The sequence below is a fragment of the Pseudomonas sp. BP8 genome (assembly GCF_017875955.1).
Taxonomy (GTDB): domain Bacteria; phylum Pseudomonadota; class Gammaproteobacteria; order Pseudomonadales; family Pseudomonadaceae; genus Aquipseudomonas.
Map to the genome: position 1 here is coordinate 5430354 of NZ_JAGINK010000001.1, position 22282 is coordinate 5452635.

Sequence of the window (22282 nt, forward strand, 5' to 3'; positions counted from 1 at the left end):
GCCCGGACCTGTCGGGAAAATGGCCGGGGGATTACAAATCTGTAATCCACGCCTGTTCTCAGCGCTCATGCCGTAACATCCCGGCGCTTGACCCTGATGCGGCTACAGGGCTGAGAATTGCCGCCCTTAACCCCAGCGAGCTCGAGCATGCGTCTACTGATCATCGAGGACGAACTGCGCACCGCCGATTACCTGCAGCAAGGCCTGCGCGAAAACGGCTACGTGGTCGACTGCGCCCACAGCGGCATTGACGGCCTGCACCTGGCCCGCCAGCAGAATTACGACCTGGTCATCCTTGACGTCAACCTGCCCGAACTGGACGGCTGGAGCGTGCTGCAACGGCTGCGCGCCGAATCCGCCACGCGGATCATGATGCTCACCGCCCATGGTCGCCTGGCGGACCGCGTCAAAGGCCTCGACCTGGGGGCCGATGACTACCTGCTCAAGCCGTTCGAATTTCCCGAGCTGCTGGCCCGTATCCGCAGCCTGCTCCGCCGCAACGAGCAGCCCCTGCAGCCGAGCACCTTGCGCGTTGCCGACCTTGAGCTCGACCCGGGCCGCCACCGCGCCTGGCGCGGCGACAAGCGCATCGACCTGACCGCCAAAGAGTTTTCCCTGCTGCATCTGTTGATGCGCCAGAGCGGCGAGGTGCTGTCGCGCACGCAGATCATCTCGCTGGTCTGGGACATGAATTTCGACTGCGACACCAACGTCGTCGAGGTCTCCATCCGCCGCCTGCGGGCGAAGATCGACGATCCCTTCGAAGACAAGCTGATCCATACCCTGCGCGGCGTGGGCTATGTGCTCGAGGCGCGCCATTGAGAACTGCCAGCCTGTCGCTGCGCCTCGGCCTCAGCGTGACCCTGATGGGCGCGATGCTGGTCATGCTGCTGGGCTGCCTGGCGGTGTTCGCCCTCGATCACCAACTGGACAGCCGTGCGCGCAAGGACCTCGCGCGCAAGATGCTCCAGGTGGAGCACAACCTGCGCATCGACCTGCGCAGTGATGACCTGGCCGCACGCGCCCATCCCCTGCTCGACCTGGTCATGGGCCACGACAACCTCAGCCTGAGCATCCTTGCTCTCAATGCTCGTCATCCGGCGTTGCTGAGCCTCGGCCCGGCATTGCAGTCGGACACCTTGCGCGCGTTGCCAACCGCCGCTCAGCTGAGTTTCCATCAGTGGCACGATCGCTTCGGTACAGAGATCCTCACCGCTTCGCGGCTGATGCGCCTGCGTGACGACACCCCGGTGCGGGTGATGATGTCGCTCAACCGCGACGATGACAATGCCCTGCTCCAGGCCTACCTGAACTCGACCCTGCTCGCCCTGCCCTTGCTGTTGATCCTGATCGGCATCGGTGCCTGGAAACTGGTACAACGCAGCCTGAAACCGCTGCGCCATTTTCGCCGAATTGCCGGCCAAGTCTCGGCCCAGGACCTCAGCCACCGCTTGCCCGCGACGGGCCTGCCGCAGGAGTTGGCCGAACTGGCCAGCGCCATCAATGTGATGCTCGATCGCCTCGCCCAGGGCGTGCAGCAACTGTCGCAGTTTTCCGATGACCTCGCCCACGAGCTGCGCACGCCGCTGAGCAACCTGATGGGCAAGGCTCAGGTGACCCTGGCCCGCGAGCGCGACAGCGGCAACTACCGTGAGGTGCTGGAGGACAGCATCGAGGAGCTGACCCGGCTCAACCGCATCATCAATGACATGCTGTTTCTTGCCCAGGTCAGCCAGCCTCAGGCCCAGCTTGAGCTCAAGCCACTGGCGTTGGCCGCAGAAGCAGAGCGGGTCAGCGAGCTGTTTGCGTTCAGCGCCGAGCTCAAGGACATCGAACTCAAGCTGCACGGCTGGGGCACGGCGTTGGCCGATCGGCTGATGGTGCAGCGGGCGCTGTCCAACCTGCTGAGCAATGCCATTCGGCACAGTCCGGATGGCCAGACGGTGACGGTGGGTATCGGCCGCCAAGATGAGCATGTCTGGCTCTGGGTAGAGAACCAGGGGCCGGGAATCGCTGAGGCGGATCTGCCGCAGCTGTTCGAGCGGTTCTACCGGGTTGGCTGCGGCCGCTCGCGACTGGAAGGTGGTACAGGGCTTGGGCTGGCGATCGTGAAGTCGATCATGCAGTTGCATGGTGGGAAGGTCGAAGTGACCAGCCGGCTTGAGGGGCCCACACGGTTTACCCTGACCTTCATGGCGCAATAGCCGCATCAAACAGACAATTGGCCACACCGCCTGCCCGTGTGGGGGCTGCAATACTCCAGCTGAATCAGCGCGACGCCTGGACGATCAGCGCTTTCATCTCGGTCACGGCAGCCTTGAAACCGACAAACAATGCATGCGCCACCAGCGCATGGCCGATGTTCAGCTCGTTGATGCCCTTGATCGCCGCCACGGCTTCGACGTTGTGGTAATGCAGGCCATGACCGGCATTGACGATCAGGCCCTGACCGACACCAAACGCCACACCATCGACGATACGCTTGAGCTCTTCAGCCACGTCGGTAGGCGTCTGGGCGTCGGCGTAACGCCCGGTGTGCAGTTCAATGGCCGGCGCACCGACCCGACGCGACGCTTCGATCTGGCGCTCGTCGGCGTCGATGAACAGCGAGACCTCGGCACCGGTACGCGCCAAACGCTCGACCGCAGCCTTGATCCGCGCCTCCTGCCCGGCGACGTCCAGGCCGCCTTCAGTGGTCAGCTCCTGGCGGGTTTCCGGTACCAGGCAGATATGCGCGGGGCGAATTCGCTCGGCGAACAGCATCATCTCTTCAGTGACGCCCATCTCGAAGTTCATGCGGGTCTGCAGCACGTCCTTGAGCAGCAACACGTCGCGCTCCTGAATATGTCGGCGGTCTTCGCGCAGGTGCACGGTGATGCCATCGGCACCTGCTTCCTCGGCATCCAGCGCGGCCTTGACCGGGTCTGGGTAGCGGGTGCCGCGAGCCTGGCGCAAGGTTGCCACGTGGTCGATGTTGACGCCGAGAAGCATGCGGTTGCTGTGAGTCACGAAAGGCTCTCCTGATGGTTTAGCCACACAGCATACGATGTGCTCAGCGCTTGCGAAACAGTTCCCGACTGACCAGCGGTTTTGGCCCCAGGTGTACGGCCAAGGCCTGGCGCATCAGACGCTTGGCCGCCAGCAATGCGCCAGGCGCCTGCCAGTCGGCTTCAGCCAGGGCCAACAGCTCGGCGCCCTTGAACAAACCCGGCTGGAACAACTCTACCCGCTCAAGCCCGGCATCCACCTGCAAGCGGTACAGCCCATCAGCGGCGAGCGGCTGCTCAGCGATATCGCGATCCAGCGCGAAGGCGTAGCCCAGCTCATCCAGCAGCCGCCATTCGAAGGCGCGTAGCAGTGGCTCCAGCGCGCGCCCCTCACCCAGTGCCTGCAAGGTCAGGGTGTAATGCTCGAACAACAACGGACACGGCGCCTCGGCGGGCAGCAGGCGCATCAGCAGCTCATTCAGGTACAAACCACTGAACAACGCATCCCCGCTGAGCCAGGCGGCGACGCCAGTGCTGTCCAGACGGCCGACGTTCTTCAGCTCGCCGCGCCCACGCAGTTCGACTTCCAAGGCCACGAACGAACGCACCAGGCTGCCACCCTTGCCGCGCGCACGGCGCAGCACCGCGCGCACGCGACCTTGCGGCGTGAAGAAGTCCACCAGCGCGCTGGTCTCACGGTACGCACGGCTATGCAGCACGTACGCCGGTTGACCTGGGGATTGTTCCATGGGGAGGGTCCGGAGACTGAACGGCCCGGAGAGATCCGGGCCGTCGAGGGCAGTTACAGGTCGCCGTAGCCCAGCGAACGCAGGGCGCGTTCATCATCGGACCAGCCGCCTTTGACCTTGACCCAGAGGTTGAGCATCACCTTGGCGTCGAACAGCGTTTCCATATCCTTGCGCGCGTCAGAGCCAATGCGCTTGATGCGCTCGCCCTTGTCGCCAATGATGATCTTTTTCTGCCCGTCACGCTCGACCAGGATCAGCGCATGGATGTGCAGCACATGGCCCTGCTGCTTGAACTCTTCGATCTCCACGGTGATCTGGTACGGCAGCTCGGCGCCGAGCTGACGCATGATCTTCTCGCGGACCAGTTCGGCGGCCAGGAAGCGGCTGCTGCGGTCGGTGATCTGGTCTTCCGGGAAGAAGTGCTCGTTCTCCGGCAGGTACTTGGCGATCTGCCCTTCGAGCGCTTCGAGGTTGTGCCCCTGTTGCGCGGAGATCGGCACGATTTCGGCGTTCGGCAGTTGTTCCTGCAGCCACTTCAGGTGCGGAATCAGATCACCCTTCTCGTCCATCCGGTCGGTCTTGTTGACCGCCACGATCAGTGGACCGGTGACGTATTGAACACGCTCGAGGACGAGTTGGTCCTCATCGGTCCAGCGCGTGCGATCAACCACGAAGATCACCACGTCGACGTCCTTCAGGGCGGCCGACGCAGTGCGGTTCATGTAGCGGTTGAGTGCCTTGTCATTGGCCTTGTGCATGCCTGGGGTGTCGACGTAGATCGCCTGCACATCACCCTCGGTCTTGATCCCGAGCATGTTGTGACGGGTGGTCTGCGGCTTGCGCGAGGTGATCGCCAGCTTCTGCCCGAGGATGTGGTTGAGCAAGGTCGACTTGCCCACGTTCGGGCGACCCACGATGGCCACGTAACCGCAGCGGGTTGGGTTGTTCTCAGTCATTGCCATTCTCCACGCCCAAGGCGATCAATGCAGCGGCGGCGGCGACTTGCTCGGCGATACGCCGGCTCACGCCCTGGCCACGGCTCTTGTTATTCAGCAGCACCACTTCGCATTCGACGAAGAAGGCGCGGCAGTGAGGTTCGCCCTGGATGTCCACCACTTCGTAACGCGGCAACTCACAACCACGCGACTGCAGAAACTCCTGCAGACGGGTCTTGGGGTCTTTATTGGTGTCGACCAGCGTCAGGCTGGCGAATTCATCGGTCAGCCAGGCCAGGATGCGCTCGCGCGCGGTTTCCATGTCGGCGTCCAGATAAATGGCGCCGATCAGGGCTTCAAGCGCATCGGCAAGGATCGACTCGCGGCGAAAACCACCGCTCTTGAGTTCACCCGAACCCAGGCGCAGGTACTCGCCAAGGTCGAAGCCACGGGCCAACCGCGCCAGGGTTTCACCCTTGACCAGCCGAGCACGCAGGCGCGACAGCTGGCCTTCGCGTGCCTGCGGGAAGCGCTCGAACAGCGCCTCGCCAGCGACGAAGTTGAGAATGGCGTCGCCAAGAAACTCCAGGCGCTCGTTATTGCGCCCGGCGTAACTGCGATGGGTCAGGGCCAGGACCATCTGGTCCTGGTCCTTGAAGGTGTAGCCGAGCTTGCGCTCGAGGCGTGCAAGGGGTGCACTCATGCGGCCACCCGTGAATTGTTCAACGCGTTGTTCAAATCAACATCCTGAAAGACTGTTTGGCTGTGGATCGTCGCCGGTCGGCGACGAAACGTCTCGATCCCTGAGTACACAGCCTATGTCAGAAAAGCATTCGGCGCTGTCTGTCAGACAACGCCGATGGGTATCAATGAATCAGGCCGACCCGCGACAGGTTGGGGAAGTGACTGAGCTTGGGCTCCGGCCAACTCATCCAGACCGCAAAGGCCTTGCCGACGATGTTGCGGTCCGGAACCATCCCGTGCAGCTCTTTAGGGATATTCGGATCATCCCAGAAGCGGCTGTCGTTGGAGTTGTCGCGGTTGTCGCCCATCATGAAGTAATGGCCGGCAGGCACCGTCCATTGCTGGTCCGGCGGCATGCGGTAGCGGCTCATCTCCTTGCGGATCAGATGCTCGGCCTCACCGAGTTTCTCCTTGTACAGCTCGGCGCTGCCCAAGGTGCCCGGCTCGGTGCCGACCAGTTGCTCGGCGACCGGCTGACCATTGACGAACAGACGTTTGTCGTTGGTGTAGCGGATCTGGTCGCCTGGCAGGCCAACCACACGCTTGATGTAGTTGACGCTAGGGTCGCTCGGGTAGCGGAACACCATGACGTCCCCGCGCTGCGGATCACCGATCTCGATGACTTTCTTGTCGATCACCGGCAGGCGAATGCCATAGGAGAACTTGTTCACCAGGATGAAATCGCCCACTTCCAGGGTCGGTTTCATCGACCCCGAAGGGATCTGGAACGGCTCTACCAGGAACGAGCGCAGCACCAGCACGATGAACAGCACCGGGAAGAACGACTTGCCGTACTCAACCAGCAACGGCTCCTTGTTCAGCTTCTCGACCACTGCCATTTCGGGCTGGGTAACGCTGCCCTGGTAATTGGCGATCGCTGCCCGCCGGCGCGGGGCCAGGAACAGCAGGTCGATCAGACCCAACACGCCACAGACGGCGACGGCAATGACTAGCAACAGCGGGAAATTTAGCGACATAGGACCTAGCTATCCAACCTGAGCACGGCGAGGAAGGCCTCTTGTGGAATTTCCACATTGCCTACCTGCTTCATGCGTTTCTTACCGGCCTTCTGCTTCTCCAGCAGTTTGCGCTTACGGCTAACGTCACCACCGTAGCACTTGGCCAGTACGTTCTTTCTGAGCGCCTTGACAGTGGTCCGCGCCACGATCTGCCCGCCAATGGCGGCCTGGATCGCAACATCGAACATCTGCCGAGGAATCAGTTCCTTCATCTTCTCGGTCAACGCGCGGCCTTTGTAGTGCGCGTTGTCACGGTGCACGATCAATGCCAGGGCATCGACCTTGTCGCCGTTGATCAACACATCCAGCTTGACCAGATTGGCCGACTGGTAGCGATCGAAATGATAGTCCAGCGATGCGTAACCGCGACTGGTCGACTTCAGACGGTCGAAGAAGTCCAGCACCACTTCGTTCATCGGCAGGTCGTAGCTCACCTGCACCTGCGTGCCGAGGAACTGCATGTCGCGCTGGACGCCACGCTTCTCGATGCACAGGGTGATGACGTTGCCCAGGTGCTCTTGTGGCACGAGGATGTTGGCGCGCACGATCGGCTCGCGGAAGTCCTCGACCGAGGATACGTCTGGCAACTTCGACGGGTTGTCGACGTGAATGGTTTCGCCGGTCTTGAGCTTGACCTCGAAGATTACGCTCGGCGCCGTGGTGATCAGGTCCAGGTCGTACTCGCGCTCCAGGCGCTCCTGAATGATCTCCATGTGCAGCATGCCGAGGAAGCCGCAGCGGAAGCCGAAGCCGAGGGCGTCAGAGCTCTCTGGCAGGTACTGCAGCGACGAGTCGTTCAGGGTCAGCTTCTGCAAGGCGTCGCGGAAGTCTTCGAAATCGTCGGAAGACACCGGGAACAGGCCAGCGTAGACCTGCGGCTGAATGCGCTTGAAGCCTGGCAGCACTTCCACCTCAGGGGTGGAGCTCAGGGTCAGGGTGTCACCGACCGGTGCACCATGAATGTCCTTGATGCTGCCGATGATGAAGCCCACTTCACCGGCCTTGAGGTCGGCGGTCTGGGTGTGTTTCGGGGTGAATACACCGACGCTGTCGACCAGGTGCACCTTGCCGGTGGACTTGACCAGGATCTTGTCGCCCTTCTTCACGCGGCCATGACGCACGCGCACCAGGGAGACGACGCCCAGGTAGTTGTCGAACCAGGAGTCGATGATCAGCGCCTGCAGTGGCGCGTCGATGTCGCCGGTTGGCGCAGGAATCTGATGCACCAGGCGCTCGAGCACTTCGTCGACGCCCATGCCGCTCTTGGCGCTGCAGGCCACGGCGTCGGCAGCGTCGATACCGATGATCTTCTCGATCTCGTCCTTGACGCGGTCCGGATCAGCCTGCGGCAGGTCCATCTTGTTCAGCACTGGCATGACTTCCAGGCCTTGCTCGATGGCGGTGTAGCAGTTGGCCACGGACTGTGCTTCGACGCCCTGGCCGGCATCGACGACCAGCAGCGCACCTTCGCAGGCCGCCAGCGAACGGCTGACTTCATAGGTGAAGTCGACGTGGCCGGGGGTGTCGATGAAGTTCAGCTGATAGGTCTTGCCGTCCAGCGCCTTGTAATGCAGCGTGACACTGTGGGCTTTGATGGTGATCCCGCGCTCGCGTTCCAGGTCCATGGAGTCGAGGACCTGGGCTTCCATTTCGCGCGCAGACAGGCCACCGCACATCTGAATGAAACGGTCGGCCAGCGTCGACTTGCCATGGTCGATGTGGGCGATGATGGAGAAATTGCGGATATGACTCAAATCACTCACGGGTCAACACTCGGAAAAGGCTGCGAGCCGGACGCCCGCCGAAAAATAGCCGGGAATTGTACCTCAAGCCGAAGGCTTATGGGAGATTCCTGATCGGCTGCGCTGGATACCCGGTTGGCGTCGGCTTGTCCCGCGAAAAAGCCAGCCCGGCCCCCACAGGCACTCGGCAAGGGCTGCGCGGTTAACCGCAGGCCAAGTCAGCACCTACAGGTTTTGACGAAAAAGGGCAGCCGAGGCTGCCCTTTTCCTACCCAAGACCCAGCTTATTCAGCCAGTTTGAAGGTAATGAAGCTTGCACGCCCCTGACGCAGGACGCGCATCGACACCGAACGGTTCTTCGGCAGGTCCTTGGCGATCTCGGTGAACTCCTTGGCCGAACCAATGGCCTGGTTGTTCAGGTGGCTGATGACATCACCCGGACGCAGGCCAATCAGGGCCGCAGGGCCGTCCTGCACTTCCTTGATGACCACGCCGCCCTTGAGCTCGAGCGATTTCTTCTGTTCGGCGGTCAGGTCAGACACCGACACACCCAGGCGGTTGCTGCTGCGTTCTGCGCTGCCATCAGTACCGGCGCCTACACCGATGTCGGCGTCGTCTTCCGGCAGAGCACCGACAGTGACGTCGAGGTTCTGCCGTTTGCCGTTACGAATGATCTCCAGCTTGGCCTTGGCACCGTCCTTGAGGCTGCCTACCAGGTGCGGCAGGTCAGCAGACATGACGATCGGTTGACCGTTCATGCTCAGGATCACGTCACCCACCTGCAGGCCGCCCTTGGCTGCCGGGCCGTCTTCCAGCACTTGGGCCACCAGGGCACCCGCCGGCTTGTCAAGGCCAAACGATTCCGCCAGGTCCTTGTTGACCTCCTGGATCACCACGCCGAGCCAGCCGCGGTTGACCTTGCCGTCTTTCTTCAGCTGGTTGGAGACATCGATAGCGACATCGATCGGAATCGCGAAGGACAGGCCCATGAAGCCACCGGAACGGGTGAAGATCTGCGAGTTGATACCGACCACTTCGCCTTTCATGTTGAACAGCGGGCCGCCAGAGTTACCCGGGTTGATCGCCACGTCGGTCTGGATGAACGGCACATAGGTGTCGTTTGGCAGGGTACGGCCTTTGGCACTGACGATACCCTTGGTCACCGAATGGTCGAAGCCGAACGGCGAGCCAATGGCCAGCACCCATTCACCGACCTTGAGTTTTTCCGAATCACCCAGCTTCACGATCGGCAGGTTCTTGCCTTCGACCTTGAGCAAGGCGACGTCGGTACGCGGGTCGGTACCGACCAGCTTGGCTTGCAGCTCGCTGCGGTCGGACAGGCGGACGATGATCTCGTCAGCGTCGGCCACCACGTGGTTGTTGGTCAGCACATAGCCATCGCTGGAAATGATGAAGCCCGAACCAAGCGACTGCGCCTCTCGCTGGCGATCACCGCGCGGCGAACGCGGCTGCTGGGGCATGTTGCGCTCGAAGAACTCGCGGAACATCGGCGGCAGGCCTTCGAGGTCTGGCATCTGCCCAGCGGCGACACGACGGTCTGGCAGCTTCTGCTTGGTACTGATGTTGACCACCGCCGGCGAAGCCTGCTCGACCAGCGTGGTGAAGTCCGGCAGGCCTTCTTCGGCCTGGGCGGTGAGCACCTGGCCGAGCATCAGCACAGCAGCAAACATCGATAGATAGGATTTCAAGCGTGGTATTGACATACGGCTCCCGTCACAACGAGCGTAATTAGCATTAAGACCCCTGCAAACGCAGGAAAGGCCAGACCCCGAGAAGTCTGACCTATAGAAAATTTACCGGGGGATTGCAAATGACAATGCTTTAATTTCATTTCAGCCCTGCGCATACAGGGCTGATGAAATCTGCAAACGCATCACTGACGCGCCTGGGCATCCTGCGCCCGCATGGACAACGCGACCCGTTCGGCAGTACCCATGGGAATCTCGCCGACCACAGTCACCACGACCTTACCCTTGGGGGTGTTGAGGTGGCGGGCAACCGCTACGGTAGGCCCCAGCTGGACCCGGGTATCAGTACCGGAATTACCCTTGACCGGTTCGAGGAACACCGAAAACCGAGCCAGGCCATCGTCATACATCAGGCTGCTGACGGTACTGTTACGAGATGCGTCGGTGCGTTCCGAGCTGTTGACCAGCTCAAAGCCTGGCGGCAGCCAGTCCGAACGCCAGCCAGCGACTGTCGATGCCGGCGCTGGCGCGCCGCGCTCGACCGGTTTGCATGAGGCGCTGGCCTGCAAGTCTTCATCGCTGGGTACCTTGGTATCCAAGCGAGTCATCTGCAAGCGCTCGAGCAACTGTCCTTTGTCGTTGAGCATCAACGAGCGCAGGGGCAGGCCTGTCTGGCGATCAAGGTGCAATTCGAATGCGTAACGGTGCTGGTCACGCGGGGTGAGCGTCACGATTACCGCATCTCGCCCGGCAACCCGCGATTTGCCGGCCACGCTCAAGTCGTACCAGCTCATCAGTTTAAGGGGGTCAAGCACACGCGGCGCCGAATCGGGAGGTGTCACCACCCCGCTGACCAGCGCCCCACTAACGCACTGCACCTTGCCATCCACGCGCACGATCTCCTGGGCCGTGCCGTCGAGCTGCAGAAGCCGCTCGCTGACCGTGCCGTCATGCACTCGGTGCCAGATATCGTGGGAAGAAAAGCTGCCGTTGCGTTCGTAGACGAAGGAACCCTGGTAACTCTGTGACTGCTCGGCCCGTGCCAGCTTGTTCAGCCACTCACTCGCCTCGGGCGAGGAGTTGGCAGCCAATGCTGGCACCGTCATGCAGCTGCCAAGCAGCAGCGACAAGAGAGGTAGCGCGCGCATGATCCTCCTTAACTAGCGGTTTTCCAGGCTGGCGGCGCGGGCGTAAGGCAATGCGGTTTCAGTGCCTTTGAGCGCAGATTCCTGGGCATGCTGGCGCAGGTAACCTGGCAGACGCTGATCCCAGCCGGCCTGATTCTGCAGCACACCGTTGGCCATCGGCCCGGTCGGTTGCTCACTGCTCTCACTATAGCCTGCCAAAACGGCCGGGCCTTGTGTTTGCGGCATGCTCAGACCTTGTTGTGCGGGTTGCTGCGCGGCAAGCTGGCTACCGCTGATCTCGTCCTGGTTGTACAGGCGTACACCTGCCAGTACCGCAACGGTCACCGAGGCAGCTACAGCCAGGCGACCGATACTGCGCCACGGGCCTTGCTTGACCTTGGCGGGTACGGCCTCATCGGCCAATGCAGCAGAAACCGCCGAGGCGATGTCCAGCTTAGGCAGCAGCAGTTCCTTGTGCATGGCTGCGCGAGCTACCTGGTAACGCGACCAGGTGGCACGGGTGTCGGCATCGTTAACGGCGCTCAACACCCGACGCAGTTCCAGTTCGTCCGCTTCGTTGTCCAACACCGCGGACAGCGATTCCTGCAAAGCTTCACGACTCATGGCGGTTCCTCTCTTGGCTGTAGCCGCTGTCTCAGGATTCCTGCAACAAAGGCTGCAGGGCTTTATCAATGGCCTCCCGAGCGCGGAAAATCCTGGAGCGCACGGTACCCACCGGACACTGCATGACGCTCGCAATGTCCTCGTAACTCAGACCATCAAATTCACGCAAAGTTAGCGCCGTGCGCAGATCTTCTGGCAGTTGCTGGATGGTGCGATGGACGGTGCCTTCGATTTCATCCCGCAACAACGAGCGCTCTGGGGACTCGAGATCCTTGAGACCATGATCGCCGTCGTAAAACTCTGCATCCTCAGAGCTGACATCGCTGTCTGGTGGCCTTCTACCGCGGGACACCAGATAGTTTTTCGCCGTGTTGATGGCGATACGGTACAGCCACGTATAAAACGCGCTGTCTCCGCGGAAATTTCCAAGCGCTCGGTACGCCTTGATGAAGGCTTCCTGCGCCACATCCTGGGCTTCATGGGTGTCGTGTACGAAACGCACGATCAACCCGAGAATCTTGTGCTGATACTTCAGCACCAACAGATCGAACGCTCGCCTGTCACCGCGCTGCACGCGCTCGACAAGCTGCTGATCCTCTTCCTGGGTTAGCATGAACACTCCTCAGTGATCTTGAAGGAGCGTTGCAGTAGCCATCGTTCAGGCTTGCAAACATAGACTCGGGCTTCGCGCAAAAGTTCTCCCCTCCAAGCAAGTTTCCTGCGGCCTCTGGTCGGCTCGCACGAAAAAGACACAGCGCGGTCACGGCCGGCTGCGTCGATAATCAGGTCTCGAATACGCTGGGTTCAGCCCGGTTCGAGCCAACACCCCGCGTCGCCTTGGCAATTGTGGCGTTAGCTCAGCCTTCATAGGATTTCCCGGAGCACCGGAAAGTTCCCACAAAGATCGCCATCGCTACGCAAGCGCCATTGGAAATCTGGCGCCCGGGACTGCTATAAAGGCACCCCGGCTACGTTTCACGATAGTTTCACAATGCCATCTGCGCATGACTATTGTGCCGTTCCCCTCCCCCAGAATACTAGTGCCCCGACATGAGCAAACAATTCCAATATGATGTCCTGGTAATCGGCAGTGGTGCCGCGGGCCTGAGCCTGGCACTCAACCTCCCCAGCCACCTGCGCATCGCGGTCCTGAGCAAGGGCGACCTGGCCAACGGTTCGACCTATTGGGCCCAGGGCGGCGTTGCCGCAGTGCTGGACGATACCGATACCGTGCAATCCCATGTCGAGGATACGCTCAATGCCGGTGGCGGGCTGTGCGATGAAGACGCCGTGCGCTTTACCGTCGAGCACAGCCGCGAAGCCATCGAATGGCTGATCCAACAGGGCGTGCCGTTCACCCGCGATGAACACGCCCGCGTCGACGACGGTGGCTTCGAATTTCATCTGACCCGCGAGGGCGGTCATAGCCATCGGCGCATCATCCACGCCGCCGATGCTACCGGCGCCGCAATCTTCACCACCTTGCTCGAACGCGCCCGGCAATGCCCGAATGTTGCCTTGCTGGAGCAGCGGGTAGCGGTCGACCTGATTACCGAGCGACGCCTGGGCCTGGAAGGTGAGCGTTGCCTGGGCGCCTACGTGCTGGACCGCAACACCGGCGAGGTCGACACCTTTGGCGCGCGCTTCACGGTACTGGCGACCGGTGGTGCGGCCAAGGTCTATCTCTACACGAGCAATCCCGATGGTGCCTGCGGCGATGGCATTGCCATGGCCTGGCGTGCCGGCTGTCGCGTGGCGAACCTTGAGTTCAACCAGTTCCATCCCACATGCCTGTATCACCCGCAGGCCAAAAGCTTCCTGATAACCGAAGCCCTGCGCGGCGAGGGCGCGCTGCTGCGCCTGCCCAATGGCGAGCGCTTCATGCCGCGCTTCGACCCGCGCGAGGAACTGGCGCCGCGTGACATCGTGGCGCGCGCCATCGACCACGAGATGAAGCGCCTGGGCGTCGACTGCGTCTACCTGGACATCAGCCACAAGCCCGCCGACTTCATCAAGAGTCATTTCCCGACTGTCTACGAACGCTGCCTGACGTTTGGCATCGACATCACCCGCCAGCCTATCCCGGTGGTCCCTGCGGCCCACTACACCTGCGGCGGGGTGATGGTCGACGATCGCGGTCATACCGACGTGCCCGGGCTGTATGCCATCGGCGAAACCAGCTTTACCGGCTTGCACGGTGCCAACCGCATGGCCAGCAACTCGCTGCTGGAGTGTTTCGTCTACGGGCGCTCGGCCGCTGCCGACATCGAGGCGCACCTGGCGCAGATCGAGATGCCCACGGCGCTGCCGGGCTGGGATGCCAGCCAGGTGACCGATTCGGACGAGGACGTGATCATCGCGCACAACTGGGACGAGCTGCGCCGGTTCATGTGGGACTACGTCGGCATCGTACGCACCAGCAAGCGCTTGCAGCGCGCCGAGCACCGGGTGCGCCTGCTGCTGGATGAGATTGACGAGTTCTACAGCAACTACAAGGTCAGCCGCGACCTGATCGAGCTGAGAAACCTGGCGCAGGTGGCGGAGCTGATGATTCGCTCGGCCATGCAGCGCAAAGAGAGCCGCGGGCTGCATTACACACTGGATTATCCGGGGATGCTTGAAGAGGCCCGCGACACCATCCTCAGCCCACGCTGAGCATCGGCAACTGCGGTGGATGGCACCGGCGTCGCCGGTGTTCGCGGGGCAAGCCCGCTCCTACAGGATTTGCGCGACCCCTGTAGGAGCGGGCTTGCCCCGCGAAGAGGCCAACGAGGCCTACTCGGTGTCTATAGGCGCCCAGCGTCTGCGGCTGAACTTCAAACGCACGCGCAGCCGTCGATGCTGGTCTGCCGTCAGTGCATCCCTGGGGATGCACTGGCTCTGCCCCAGCCAGCGCCCTTCACGCACAAAGCGCAACACCACCATGTGCGGCAGGGCCAGGCTGTCACGCAACAGACGGACCGACTGCCAGCCCTGGGCGCGGCTGAACACGCGCCAGCCAAGCGGGTCGCGGCGCAGGCCGGTAATGGCGTTGGGGTGGCTTAGCAGGATACGGCGGGGAATGACCCAACAGGCGTGGGCCAGGCACATCATGAACAGCGCAAGCGCCAGCCACCAAGGCGTGGCGCTCAGCCAAAGGGCGATGCCCGCGAGCGCCTGGCACGCCAGGTAGGCCGTCAGCAGCAGGCGTGAGCCTTGCCAACGGCACTCGAAATACTCACTTGGGCTGGACACGGTCCAGGATGATGCGAACCATGCGCTGCAGCTCGGGGTCTTCCGATTCGCTGCGCTCCATGAACCAGCCGAACATGTCCTGGTCTTCGCAGGAGAGCAGGCGAACGTACAGTGCGCGGTCTGTATCGTTCAGGGTGGCATAGACTTCTTGGGTGAATGGCACCAGCAGGACGTCCAGTTCCAGCATGCCACGGCGGCTGTGCCAGAAAAGCCGATTGAGTTCAGTTTGTTCGACCATGGGGCCCTCCTCGAATGGCCGGCCAGTATACAGCTCGGTGAACACCACGGCACAAGGCGTTGGTCTAGTCACCTACCTATTTTGTTACCGGCGTTCTATGATGGCAGCCAGTCTTAAGCAATCGCGATGACCCATGGCCGACTCCGCTTTCTATTGCCCCCTGTCCCACGAGGGCATCCTCGCCGTCCGCGGCTCCGACGCTGGCAAGTTCCTGCAAGGCCAGCTGACGTGCAACCTCAACTACCTCAGCCAGGAGCATTCCAGCCTTGGCGCGCGCTGCATGGTCAAAGGCCGTATGCAGTCGAGCTTCCGCATATTGCCTGAAGGCAATGGCTTCCTGCTGGCCATGGCCAGCGGACTGCTCGAAGCACAACTGGCCGACCTGAAAAAGTACGCGGTGTTTTCCAAGGCGACCTTGACCGACGAGAGTGGCACTTGGACGCGCTTCGGTCTGGAGCACGGTGAAGCTGCCCTGCAGGCCCTCGGCCTGGTGCTGCCGGATGAAGCCGGCGCTACCGTCCGTCAGGATGACCTGATCGCTATTCGCGTGTCACCCGATCGCGCCGAGCTGTGGGTGACGGCGGATCAGGCTGACGCGGTGCGCGAGAAACTCGCCGCCACGTTGCCCGCAGGCAGCCTTGATGACTGGCTGCTGGGACAGATCCGCGCAGGCATCGGCCAGGTCATGGAAGAGACTCGCGAGCTGTTCATCCCGCAGATGATCAACCTGCAGGCAGTGGGCGGCGTAAGCTTCAAGAAGGGCTGCTACACCGGCCAGGAAATCGTCGCCCGCATGCAGTACCTGGGCAAGCTCAAACGCCGTCAGTACCGCTTGGCCCTGGCCGAGAACGAGATCCCGCTGCCGGGCGCGCAGATCTTCTCGCCAACCCACGGCTCATCAGTGGGTGAAGTGGTGATCGCTGCGCACGCAGGCACTGGCTGCGAGCTGTTGGCAGTACTCAGTGCCGATTCGGTCGAGGATGACAACCTGCACCTGGGTAGCCTCGACGGCCCGCGCCTGACGCTGCTGAGCCTGCCTTACGAATTGGACCGCGACCGGGAAATCCAGCGCTGACCAGCCCGCCCCGCTGACCGCGGGGCCGCCCCACTGCGGTAGAGAACCCCCAATGAACAAGCTGGCCGAGATGGTTCAAGCGCAGTTGCTTGCTGCCATCGAGAAAGACGACCTGGTCTTGCCGACCCTGCCGGAAGTCGCCCTGAGCATCCGCGAGGCGGCCGAGGACAGCGAGATCAGCGTGTCCGCACTGAGCAAGGTGATCAGCCGTGATGCCGCACTGTCGGCGCGTCTGATCAAGGTGGTCAACAGCCCTTTGCTGCGTGCTGCGGTGGAGGTCACCGACCTGCACACCGCGATAACCCGATTGGGGATCAATTACAGTTGCAACCTGGCGATCGGCCTGGTGATCGAGCAGATCTTCCACGCCCGGTCGCCGGCGGTCGAGCAGAAACTGCGCGATATCTGGGTCAACAGCCTGGAAGTGGCTGGCATCAGCTATGAACTGTGCCGGCGCTTCACCCAGCTCAAACCTGATCAGGCGATGCTGGGTGGGCTGGTGCACCAGATCGGCGCCCTGCCGGTGCTGATCTATGCCGAGGAGCATAACGAACTGCTCTCGGATCCCGTATGCCTGAACTACGTGATCGAACAGATTCAGCCGGTGCTGGGTGACAAGATTCTCAGTGCCTGGGAATTTCCCGAGAAACTGGTGAAACTGCCCGGCGAGGTCCAGGACCTCGACCGCAGGACCACCAAAGTCGACTACATCGACGTGGTGCAGATCGCCCGCTGCCTGAGCCAGCGCAGTCGCAGCCGGCCGCTGGCGGCCCTGCCCGCCTACCGGCACCTGGGGCTGCCGCAGGGCACCGAGCTGGATGTGGCAGACCTGCTCGAGGCGCGGAGCATGTTGCGCTGACCCGATCGCTGGGGGCGCTACGCCCCCCGTTGGTTTAATCAGCGATGAAGCTGACGCGCACCTTCAACCCACCATTCTCGCCATCATGCAGGCTGATCTGGGCCAGGTGCGCCCGGCAGATCTCGCCAACGATCGCCAGGCCCAAGCCGGTGCCCTGGGCACTGCGCCGGTAGAAGCGTTCGAACACCCGCTCACGCTCCTCGGCAGGAATCCCCGGGCCATCGTCTTCCACCTCGAGCACCGCCGGGGCAAGCACGCGCAGGATCACATTGCCGCCCGCCGGGGTGTGGGCCAGAGCGTTATCCACCAGGTTGCTAAGCAGTTCGTTGAGCAAGGTCGGCTCCCCCTTGAGCCACACCGGCGCCTGCGCCTCAAGCGCCAATGACACACCGCGGGCGTGCGCCAGGGGTGCCATGGCCATGCCCAGCTCGCGCGCCAACTGGCTGAGGTCCAGGCGCTGCGCCCCGCCTTCGGCAATCGCCCGGGCGCCGTTCTCCACCCGCGCCAGCGACAGTAACTGGTTGGCCAGGTGGGTCAGGCGATCAGTGCCTTGCGCAGCCGATTCCAAGGTCTGCCGCCATTCCTGCGGCTCGTGCGAACGCAAGCCCAGCTCGACCCGGGCCTTGAGCGCGGCCAACGGCGTGCGCAACTCATGGGCGGCATCGGCGATGAACTGCGCCTGGCGCTCGAACTGTCCGCGTAAACGCTCGGTGAAGTGATTGAGCGCGCGCACCAGCGGCCCCAGCTCGCGCTGCACCTGAACCACCGGCAAGGCCCGCAGGTCGTCCGGCTGGCGCTCCTCCACCGCCGTACGTAGACGCTCCAGCGGGCGCAGGGCAGCGCTCACGGCAAAGCCGACCATCACCAGCGCCCCCAGCGCCAGCATACCCAGGCGCAACAGCGTGTCGGCCATCAGCCCTCGGGCCATGCTCACCCGCGCCTCCTCGGTTTCGGCCACGCGAATCTCGGCCATGCCATTCATGTTCGGCTCGCTAACCGGCTTGAGCAGGCTGACCACGCGCACGTCCTGGCCCAGATAACTGGCGTTGTAGAACCGCGCCAGCGCCGGATAATCATCGGTTCGGGGGGTACCCACGGGCGGTGGCGGCAAGTTCTCATAGCCGGAAATCAACCGCTGGTGAATATCCAGTACCTGGTAGTAGATGCGTCCCGCGCTGTCGTAGGCGAAGGTATCCAACGCCACATAGGGCACATCGGCACTCAGGGTACCGTCGCGTTGGGACAAGCCTGCGGCAATGGTCCGCGCCGAGGCCAGCAGGGTTCGGTCATAGGCGGTATCCGCTGCCTCGCGGCCGTTCCAGTAGGCGCTCAGGCCACTGGCCAGCATCAGCACCACCAGCAGCAAGGCCAGATTGCCGAGCAAGCGCCCACGCAAACTGCCGCTGTCACGCATCGCGGTGTTCCAGCAGGTAGCCCAGCCCGCGGAAGGTGACGATGGCAACCGGATGCCCGTCGAGCTTCTTGCGCAAGCGGTGGACGTAGATCTCGATGGCGTCGGGGCTCGCCTCCTCGTCAAGGCCGAACACCTGGGCGGCGAGTTGCTCCTTGCTCATGACCCGTCCGGGGCGGGCGATCAACGCCTCGAGCACGCTTTGCTCACGCGAGGTCAGCGTCAGGTGCTCTTCGCCCAGGGAAAACCGCCGGGTATCGAGATCGTAGACCAGCGGCCCACAGCGCTGCTGGCGCTCGCCGCCGAGCACACTGCGGCGCAACAGGGCCTTGACCCGCGCCTCCAGTTCGGTCAGTTCGAACGGCTTGGCCAGGTAGTCGTCGGCGCCCAGGTTGAGGCCATGGACCCGGTCCTTGACGTCACTGCGCGCGGTCAGCATCAGCACCGGCAGGGTCTTGCCGCGGCTGCGCAGGCGCGCCAGCACTTCAAAGCCGTCCATCCGCGGCAGGCCGACGTCGAGCACGGCGACCGCATATTCCTCGCTGGTCAGGGCCAGGTCGGCGGCGATGCCATCATGCAGCACGTCCACGGTCAGGCCGTGGCTCTTGAGGGCCTGGGCGACGCTTTCGGCCAGTTGCAGGTGGTCTTCGACCAGCAGCACGCGCATCGATTTCTCCCTAGTAGACAGTGAGGGGCGCGGAGGATTGGCGCGAAGTGTACCGCCGTCGGAGGGTCTGTGAAGTCCCCGCGACAATCCTTTGCCGCTGAAAGGTTAGCGAAAGGTTGGTTGCCTAGCATCGCACCACGGTTGCTCTACGCGCCGAAAAAAAGCACCAGCAAGGTGCAATCGAATAAGAACAATAAACGGAGTCACTCGACGATGCTGTCAATACAGCCGCAGGCGTTCGCGCCTACCCGTTCCCTTCGCCCACGCCCCACTGCCATCGCCAGCGCCCTTGCGCTTGCCGGCGTCGCCCCCGTCAGCCAGGCCGCCTTCTTTGAAGACAGCACGGCCACCTTCGAAACGCGCAACATGTACTTCAATCGCGATTTTCGCGATGGCACCAGCAGCCAGCAGTCCAAGCGCGACGAATGGGCCCAGGGCTTCATGCTCAACTTCGAGTCCGGCTACACCGACGGTACCGTAGGCTTTGGCCTGGACGCGCTGGGCATGCTTGGGGTCAAGCTCGACTCCAGCGCCGACCGCACCGACACCGGCCTGCTGCCGACCCATGACGACGGCAAGGCTGCCGACGAGTACTCCAAGCTGGGCCTGACCGGCAAGATCAAGATCTCCAAGACCGAGCTCAAGGTCGGCTCGCTGATCCCCGAACTGCCCACCCTGCAGCCCAACGATGGCCGCATCCTGCCGCAGACTTTCCAGGGCGGCCTGCTCACCTCGAACGAGATCAGCAACCTGACCGTGACCGGCGGGCGCCTGGAGAAAGCCAAGGACCGCAACGACACCAACTGGGAAGACATCGCCCTCAACAACAAGAACGGCCGTTTCGGGGGCAGCTTCGCCGCCGACAACTATGACCTGGCCGGCCTCGACTACACATTCACCGACCGTATTACCGGCAGCTACCACGTTGCCCAGCTCGACGATATCTACCGCCAGCATTTCGTCGGTATGGTCGCTACCCAACCGTGGGGGCCGGGTACCTTGGGCGCTGACCTGCGCCTGGCGATCAGCGATGACCAGGGCCAGGCCCGCGCCGGCAAGATCGACAACACCACTGCCAACGGCATGCTCAGCTATGCCCTGGGCGGGCACAAGGTCAGTGGCGCCTACCAGCACCTGTCCGGCGACAGCGCCTTCCCCTACGTCGATGGCGCCGACCCGTACCTGGTCAACTTCGTCCAGATCAACGACTTCGCCGGCGCCGACGAGCACTCCTGGCAGCTGCGTTACGACTACAACTTTGCCTCGCTGGGAATCCCCGGCCTGACCTTCATGACCCGCTACCTCAGCGGCGACAACGTCAGCCGCGCCGATGGCAGCGAAGGCAAAGAGTGGGAACGCAACACCGAGTTCAAGTACGTGGTACAAAGCGGCCCGTTGAAAAACGTCGCCGTGCGCCTGCGTAACGCCACCTTCCGCTCCAATTTTGCCCGCGACGCCGACGAAGTGCGGCTGCTGGTGAGCTACAGCGTGGCGCTGTGGTAACCCAAAAAAACAACAACAATGCTCACGGAGATAGACGATGAACCTTTCACTGCGCCGCCTCGTTCTCGCTACCGGTTGCCTGCTGTTGGCCGGCAATGCCCTGGCCGCCGAACCGAAACGCCCTGAATGCATCGCCCCGGCCTCGCCCGGCGGTGGTTTCGACCTGACCTGCAAGCTGGTGCAAAGCGCCCTGGTCAACGAGAAGATCCTCAGCAAGCCCATGCGTGTGACCTACATGCCCGGTGGCGTCGGCGCGGTTGCCTACAACGCCGTGGTTGCCCAGCGTCCGGGCGATGCCGGCACGCTGGTGGCGTGGTCCAGCGGCTCGCTACTCAACCTTGCCCAAGGCAAGTTCGGTCGCTTCGACGAGAACGCGGTGAAATGGCTGGCGGCGGTGGGCACCAGCTACGGCGCAATCGCAGTGAAAAACGATTCGCCCTACAAGAACCTGGCTGACCTGGTCGCGGCCTTGAAGAAAGACCCGAGCAAAGTGGTGATCGGCTCGGGCGGCACCGTTGGCAGCCAGGACTGGATGCAGACCGCGCTGATCGCCAAGGCCGCCGGGATCAACCCGCGTGACCTGCGCTATGTCGCCCTGGAAGGCGGCGGCGAGATCGCCACGGCGTTGCTTGGCGGGCATATCCAGGTCGGCTCGACCGATATTTCCGACTCCATGCCGCACATTCAGAGCGGCAACATGCGCATCCTTGCGGTGTTCTCCGAGAATCGCCTGGACGAGCCGGAGATGAAAGACATCCCTACCGCCAAGGAGCAGGGCTACGACATCGTCTGGCCGGTGGTGCGCGGCTTCTACCTGGGGCCGAAGGTCAGCGACGAGGACTACGCCTGGTGGAAGGACGCCTTCGACAAGCTGCTGAAATCGGAAGAGTTCGCCAAGTTGCGTGACCAGCGCGAGCTGTTCCCATTCGCCATGACCGGTGAAGAGCTGGACGGCTACGTGAAGAAACAGGTCGCCGACTACAAGGCACTGGCCCGGGAATTTGGCCTGATTCAGTAAGTCCGGCTGGTTTCGTGGGGGGCGCGCTGAACGCGTGGGGCTGCTTTGCAACCCATCGCGGGCAAGCCCGCTCCTACCGGGACCGCGCTGCTCTGAAGATAAGCGCTGAACCTGTGATCTCACGATAACGTCCCCCACAGGTCAGCGCTGTGCCCGGACACTCGCCCCGAGGATTCCCCGATGATCCTGCAACGCCTGTTCGCCCTCGTCCTGTTGGCGGTCTGCGCCGCCCTGGCCGTGATGGCCTGGCCCTACCAGGCCGCGTTTTCCTATGAACCGGTAGGCCCGCGCGCCTATCCCCTGCTGATGCTCGGCCTGATGGGCCTGGGCCTGCTCTACCTGGCCATCCGCCCCACGCCGATCGTGCGCAAGGATGACGAGCCAGCGCTGGACCGTGAAACCCTGATCAAGATCGCTGCCTGTGTCGGCCTGCTGATCGTCTTCGCGGCCACCTTCGAGAGCCTGGGCTTCGTCCTCAGCGCGATCCTCGTCGGTGTGCCGATGGCCCGCCTGTACGGCGGCCGCTGGGTGCACAGCGCGATCGTCGTGGTCGCGATGAGCCTGTTCCTCTACTGGCTGTTCGACCGCGTGATGGACGTGCCCCTGCCCCTCGGCCTGCTGGCCGTTCTGGAGAACTGACA

22 protein-coding genes are annotated in these 22282 nt (G+C 62.7%); 8 read left to right on the forward strand and 14 right to left on the reverse strand.

Features of this window, described 5'->3' with window-relative positions; translation table 11 throughout:
* Positions 1–147: 147 nt before the first annotated feature.
* Positions 148–822, forward strand: a complete 675-nt coding sequence (locus J3B00_RS23750; protein WP_209872888.1) for a heavy metal response regulator transcription factor — start codon at positions 148–150, stop codon at positions 820–822.
* Complete coding sequence (locus tag J3B00_RS23755) at positions 819–2204, forward strand: heavy metal sensor histidine kinase (protein WP_209872891.1); 1386 nt, start codon at positions 819–821, stop codon at positions 2202–2204. The genes J3B00_RS23750 and J3B00_RS23755 overlap by 4 nt, the downstream gene beginning before the upstream one ends.
* A 64-nt stretch (positions 2205–2268) precedes the next feature.
* Here the strand turns inward: J3B00_RS23755 and pdxJ are convergent, their stop codons facing one another.
* The 10 genes from pdxJ to rpoE all read right to left on the reverse strand — a co-directional run bounded on the left by pdxJ (position 2269) and on the right by rpoE (position 12249).
* The gene (gene pdxJ, locus J3B00_RS23760) at positions 2269–3009 is read right to left on the reverse strand and encodes a pyridoxine 5'-phosphate synthase (RefSeq protein ID WP_209872894.1); all 741 of its coding nucleotides are present in this window, start codon (positions 3007–3009) and stop codon (positions 2269–2271) included.
* Between the two features lie 43 nt (positions 3010–3052).
* On the reverse strand, positions 3053–3736 hold the full coding sequence (gene recO / locus J3B00_RS23765; RefSeq protein WP_209872898.1) for a DNA repair protein RecO: 684 nt from the start codon (positions 3734–3736) through the stop codon (positions 3053–3055).
* A gap of 53 nt (positions 3737–3789) precedes the next feature.
* Complete coding sequence (gene era / locus J3B00_RS23770; protein WP_209872901.1) at positions 3790–4692, reverse strand: GTPase Era; 903 nt, start codon at positions 4690–4692, stop codon at positions 3790–3792.
* Positions 4685–5374, reverse strand: coding sequence for a ribonuclease III (rnc, locus tag J3B00_RS23775; RefSeq protein ID WP_209872905.1), 690 nt, complete (start codon positions 5372–5374; stop codon positions 4685–4687). The genes era and rnc overlap by 8 nt, the downstream gene beginning before the upstream one ends.
* 163 nt (positions 5375–5537) lie before the next feature.
* Positions 5538–6392 carry a signal peptidase I gene (gene lepB / locus J3B00_RS23780; protein WP_209872907.1) on the reverse strand — a complete coding sequence of 285 codons (855 nt, stop codon included), beginning with the start codon at positions 6390–6392 and terminating at the stop codon, positions 5538–5540.
* A 5-nt stretch (positions 6393–6397) separates the two neighbouring features.
* Positions 6398–8197 (reverse strand): translation elongation factor 4, encoded by a 1800-nt coding sequence (gene lepA / locus J3B00_RS23785; protein ID WP_209872915.1) that lies wholly within the window; start codon positions 8195–8197, stop codon positions 6398–6400.
* A gap of 263 nt (positions 8198–8460) precedes the next feature.
* Positions 8461–9900, reverse strand: a complete 1440-nt coding sequence (locus tag J3B00_RS23790) for a DegQ family serine endoprotease (protein WP_209872917.1) — start codon at positions 9898–9900, stop codon at positions 8461–8463.
* 170 nt (positions 9901–10070) lie between these two features.
* Positions 10071–11033, reverse strand: a complete 963-nt coding sequence (locus J3B00_RS23795; protein WP_209872934.1) for a MucB/RseB C-terminal domain-containing protein — start codon at positions 11031–11033, stop codon at positions 10071–10073.
* 12 nt (positions 11034–11045) lie between these two features.
* A complete protein-coding gene (locus tag J3B00_RS23800) occupies positions 11046–11636 on the reverse strand; it encodes an RseA family anti-sigma factor (protein WP_209872937.1) in 591 nt (196 codons plus the stop codon).
* A gap of 31 nt (positions 11637–11667) precedes the next feature.
* The gene (gene rpoE / locus J3B00_RS23805; RefSeq protein WP_011535354.1) at positions 11668–12249 is read right to left on the reverse strand and encodes an RNA polymerase sigma factor RpoE; all 582 of its coding nucleotides are present in this window, start codon (positions 12247–12249) and stop codon (positions 11668–11670) included.
* Between the two features lie 437 nt (positions 12250–12686).
* Between rpoE and nadB the strand changes: the two genes are divergently transcribed.
* Positions 12687–14291, forward strand: coding sequence for an L-aspartate oxidase (nadB, locus tag J3B00_RS23810; RefSeq protein ID WP_209872941.1), 1605 nt, complete (start codon positions 12687–12689; stop codon positions 14289–14291).
* A gap of 120 nt (positions 14292–14411) precedes the next feature.
* On the opposite strand, the gene J3B00_RS23815 is transcribed toward nadB, so the two are convergent.
* A complete protein-coding gene (locus tag J3B00_RS23815) occupies positions 14412–14870 on the reverse strand; it encodes a protein YgfX (RefSeq protein ID WP_209872945.1) in 459 nt (152 codons plus the stop codon).
* Entirely contained in the window at positions 14854–15108 is a 255-nt protein-coding gene (locus J3B00_RS23820; RefSeq protein WP_209872948.1) for a succinate dehydrogenase assembly factor 2, read from the reverse strand. The genes J3B00_RS23815 and J3B00_RS23820 overlap by 17 nt, the downstream gene beginning before the upstream one ends.
* Positions 15109–15241: 133 nt before the next feature.
* On the opposite strand from J3B00_RS23820, the gene J3B00_RS23825 reads away from it, so the two are divergent.
* Positions 15242–16183 carry a folate-binding protein YgfZ gene (locus tag J3B00_RS23825; RefSeq protein WP_209872951.1) on the forward strand — a complete coding sequence of 314 codons (942 nt, stop codon included), beginning with the start codon at positions 15242–15244 and terminating at the stop codon, positions 16181–16183.
* Positions 16184–16235: 52 nt separating this feature from the next.
* Positions 16236–17042: an HDOD domain-containing protein gene (locus J3B00_RS23830; RefSeq protein ID WP_209872954.1), complete on the forward strand. Its 807-nt coding sequence runs from the start codon at positions 16236–16238 to the stop codon at positions 17040–17042.
* 34 nt (positions 17043–17076) lie between these two features.
* Here the strand turns inward: J3B00_RS23830 and J3B00_RS23835 are convergent, their stop codons facing one another.
* Entirely contained in the window at positions 17077–18456 is a 1380-nt protein-coding gene (locus J3B00_RS23835) for a sensor histidine kinase (RefSeq protein ID WP_209872959.1), read from the reverse strand.
* Positions 18449–19120, reverse strand: coding sequence for a response regulator (locus J3B00_RS23840; protein ID WP_209872962.1), 672 nt, complete (start codon positions 19118–19120; stop codon positions 18449–18451). Before J3B00_RS23840 ends, J3B00_RS23835 begins: the two co-directional genes overlap by 8 nt.
* Positions 19121–19333: 213 nt before the next feature.
* Here J3B00_RS23840 and J3B00_RS23845 point away from each other — a divergent pair, with 213 nt between their 5' ends.
* The 3 genes from J3B00_RS23845 (at position 19334) to J3B00_RS23855 (ending at position 22280) form a co-directional block, all read left to right on the forward strand.
* Positions 19334–20623 carry an OprD family porin gene (locus tag J3B00_RS23845; RefSeq protein ID WP_209872967.1) on the forward strand — a complete coding sequence of 430 codons (1290 nt, stop codon included), beginning with the start codon at positions 19334–19336 and terminating at the stop codon, positions 20621–20623.
* Between the two features lie 37 nt (positions 20624–20660).
* Complete coding sequence (locus J3B00_RS23850) at positions 20661–21641, forward strand: tripartite tricarboxylate transporter substrate binding protein (RefSeq protein WP_209872971.1); 981 nt, start codon at positions 20661–20663, stop codon at positions 21639–21641.
* 180 nt (positions 21642–21821) lie between these two features.
* Positions 21822–22280 carry a tripartite tricarboxylate transporter TctB family protein gene (locus tag J3B00_RS23855; RefSeq protein WP_209872974.1) on the forward strand — a complete coding sequence of 153 codons (459 nt, stop codon included), beginning with the start codon at positions 21822–21824 and terminating at the stop codon, positions 22278–22280.
* Positions 22281–22282: the final 2 nt, after the last annotated feature.

Excerpts from the sequence above, each read along its gene's own strand:
- J3B00_RS23750 (WP_209872888.1), top strand. The coding sequence starts at position 148 with ATGCGTCTACTGATCATCGAGGACGAACTGCGCACCGCCGATTACCTG.
- recO (WP_209872898.1), bottom strand. The coding sequence starts at position 3,736 with ATGGAACAATCCCCAGGTCAACCGGCGTACGTGCTGCATAGCCGTGCG.
- era (WP_209872901.1), bottom strand. The coding sequence starts at position 4,692 with ATGACTGAGAACAACCCAACCCGCTGCGGTTACGTGGCCATCGTGGGT.
- rnc (WP_209872905.1), bottom strand. The coding sequence starts at position 5,374 with ATGAGTGCACCCCTTGCACGCCTCGAGCGCAAGCTCGGCTACACCTTC.
- lepB (WP_209872907.1), bottom strand. The coding sequence starts at position 6,392 with ATGTCGCTAAATTTCCCGCTGTTGCTAGTCATTGCCGTCGCCGTCTGT.
- J3B00_RS23790 (WP_209872917.1), bottom strand. The coding sequence starts at position 9,900 with ATGTCAATACCACGCTTGAAATCCTATCTATCGATGTTTGCTGCTGTG.
- J3B00_RS23795 (WP_209872934.1), bottom strand. The coding sequence starts at position 11,033 with ATGCGCGCGCTACCTCTCTTGTCGCTGCTGCTTGGCAGCTGCATGACG.
- J3B00_RS23800 (WP_209872937.1), bottom strand. The coding sequence starts at position 11,636 with ATGAGTCGTGAAGCTTTGCAGGAATCGCTGTCCGCGGTGTTGGACAAC.
- rpoE (WP_011535354.1), bottom strand. The coding sequence starts at position 12,249 with ATGCTAACCCAGGAAGAGGATCAGCAGCTTGTCGAGCGCGTGCAGCGC.
- nadB (WP_209872941.1), top strand. The coding sequence starts at position 12,687 with ATGAGCAAACAATTCCAATATGATGTCCTGGTAATCGGCAGTGGTGCC.
- J3B00_RS23820 (WP_209872948.1), bottom strand. The coding sequence starts at position 15,108 with ATGGTCGAACAAACTGAACTCAATCGGCTTTTCTGGCACAGCCGCCGT.
- J3B00_RS23825 (WP_209872951.1), top strand. The coding sequence starts at position 15,242 with ATGGCCGACTCCGCTTTCTATTGCCCCCTGTCCCACGAGGGCATCCTC.
- J3B00_RS23830 (WP_209872954.1), top strand. The coding sequence starts at position 16,236 with ATGAACAAGCTGGCCGAGATGGTTCAAGCGCAGTTGCTTGCTGCCATC.
- J3B00_RS23835 (WP_209872959.1), bottom strand. The coding sequence starts at position 18,456 with ATGCGTGACAGCGGCAGTTTGCGTGGGCGCTTGCTCGGCAATCTGGCC.
- J3B00_RS23840 (WP_209872962.1), bottom strand. The coding sequence starts at position 19,120 with ATGCGCGTGCTGCTGGTCGAAGACCACCTGCAACTGGCCGAAAGCGTC.
- J3B00_RS23845 (WP_209872967.1), top strand. The coding sequence starts at position 19,334 with ATGCTGTCAATACAGCCGCAGGCGTTCGCGCCTACCCGTTCCCTTCGC.
- J3B00_RS23850 (WP_209872971.1), top strand. The coding sequence starts at position 20,661 with ATGAACCTTTCACTGCGCCGCCTCGTTCTCGCTACCGGTTGCCTGCTG.
- J3B00_RS23855 (WP_209872974.1), top strand. The coding sequence starts at position 21,822 with ATGATCCTGCAACGCCTGTTCGCCCTCGTCCTGTTGGCGGTCTGCGCC.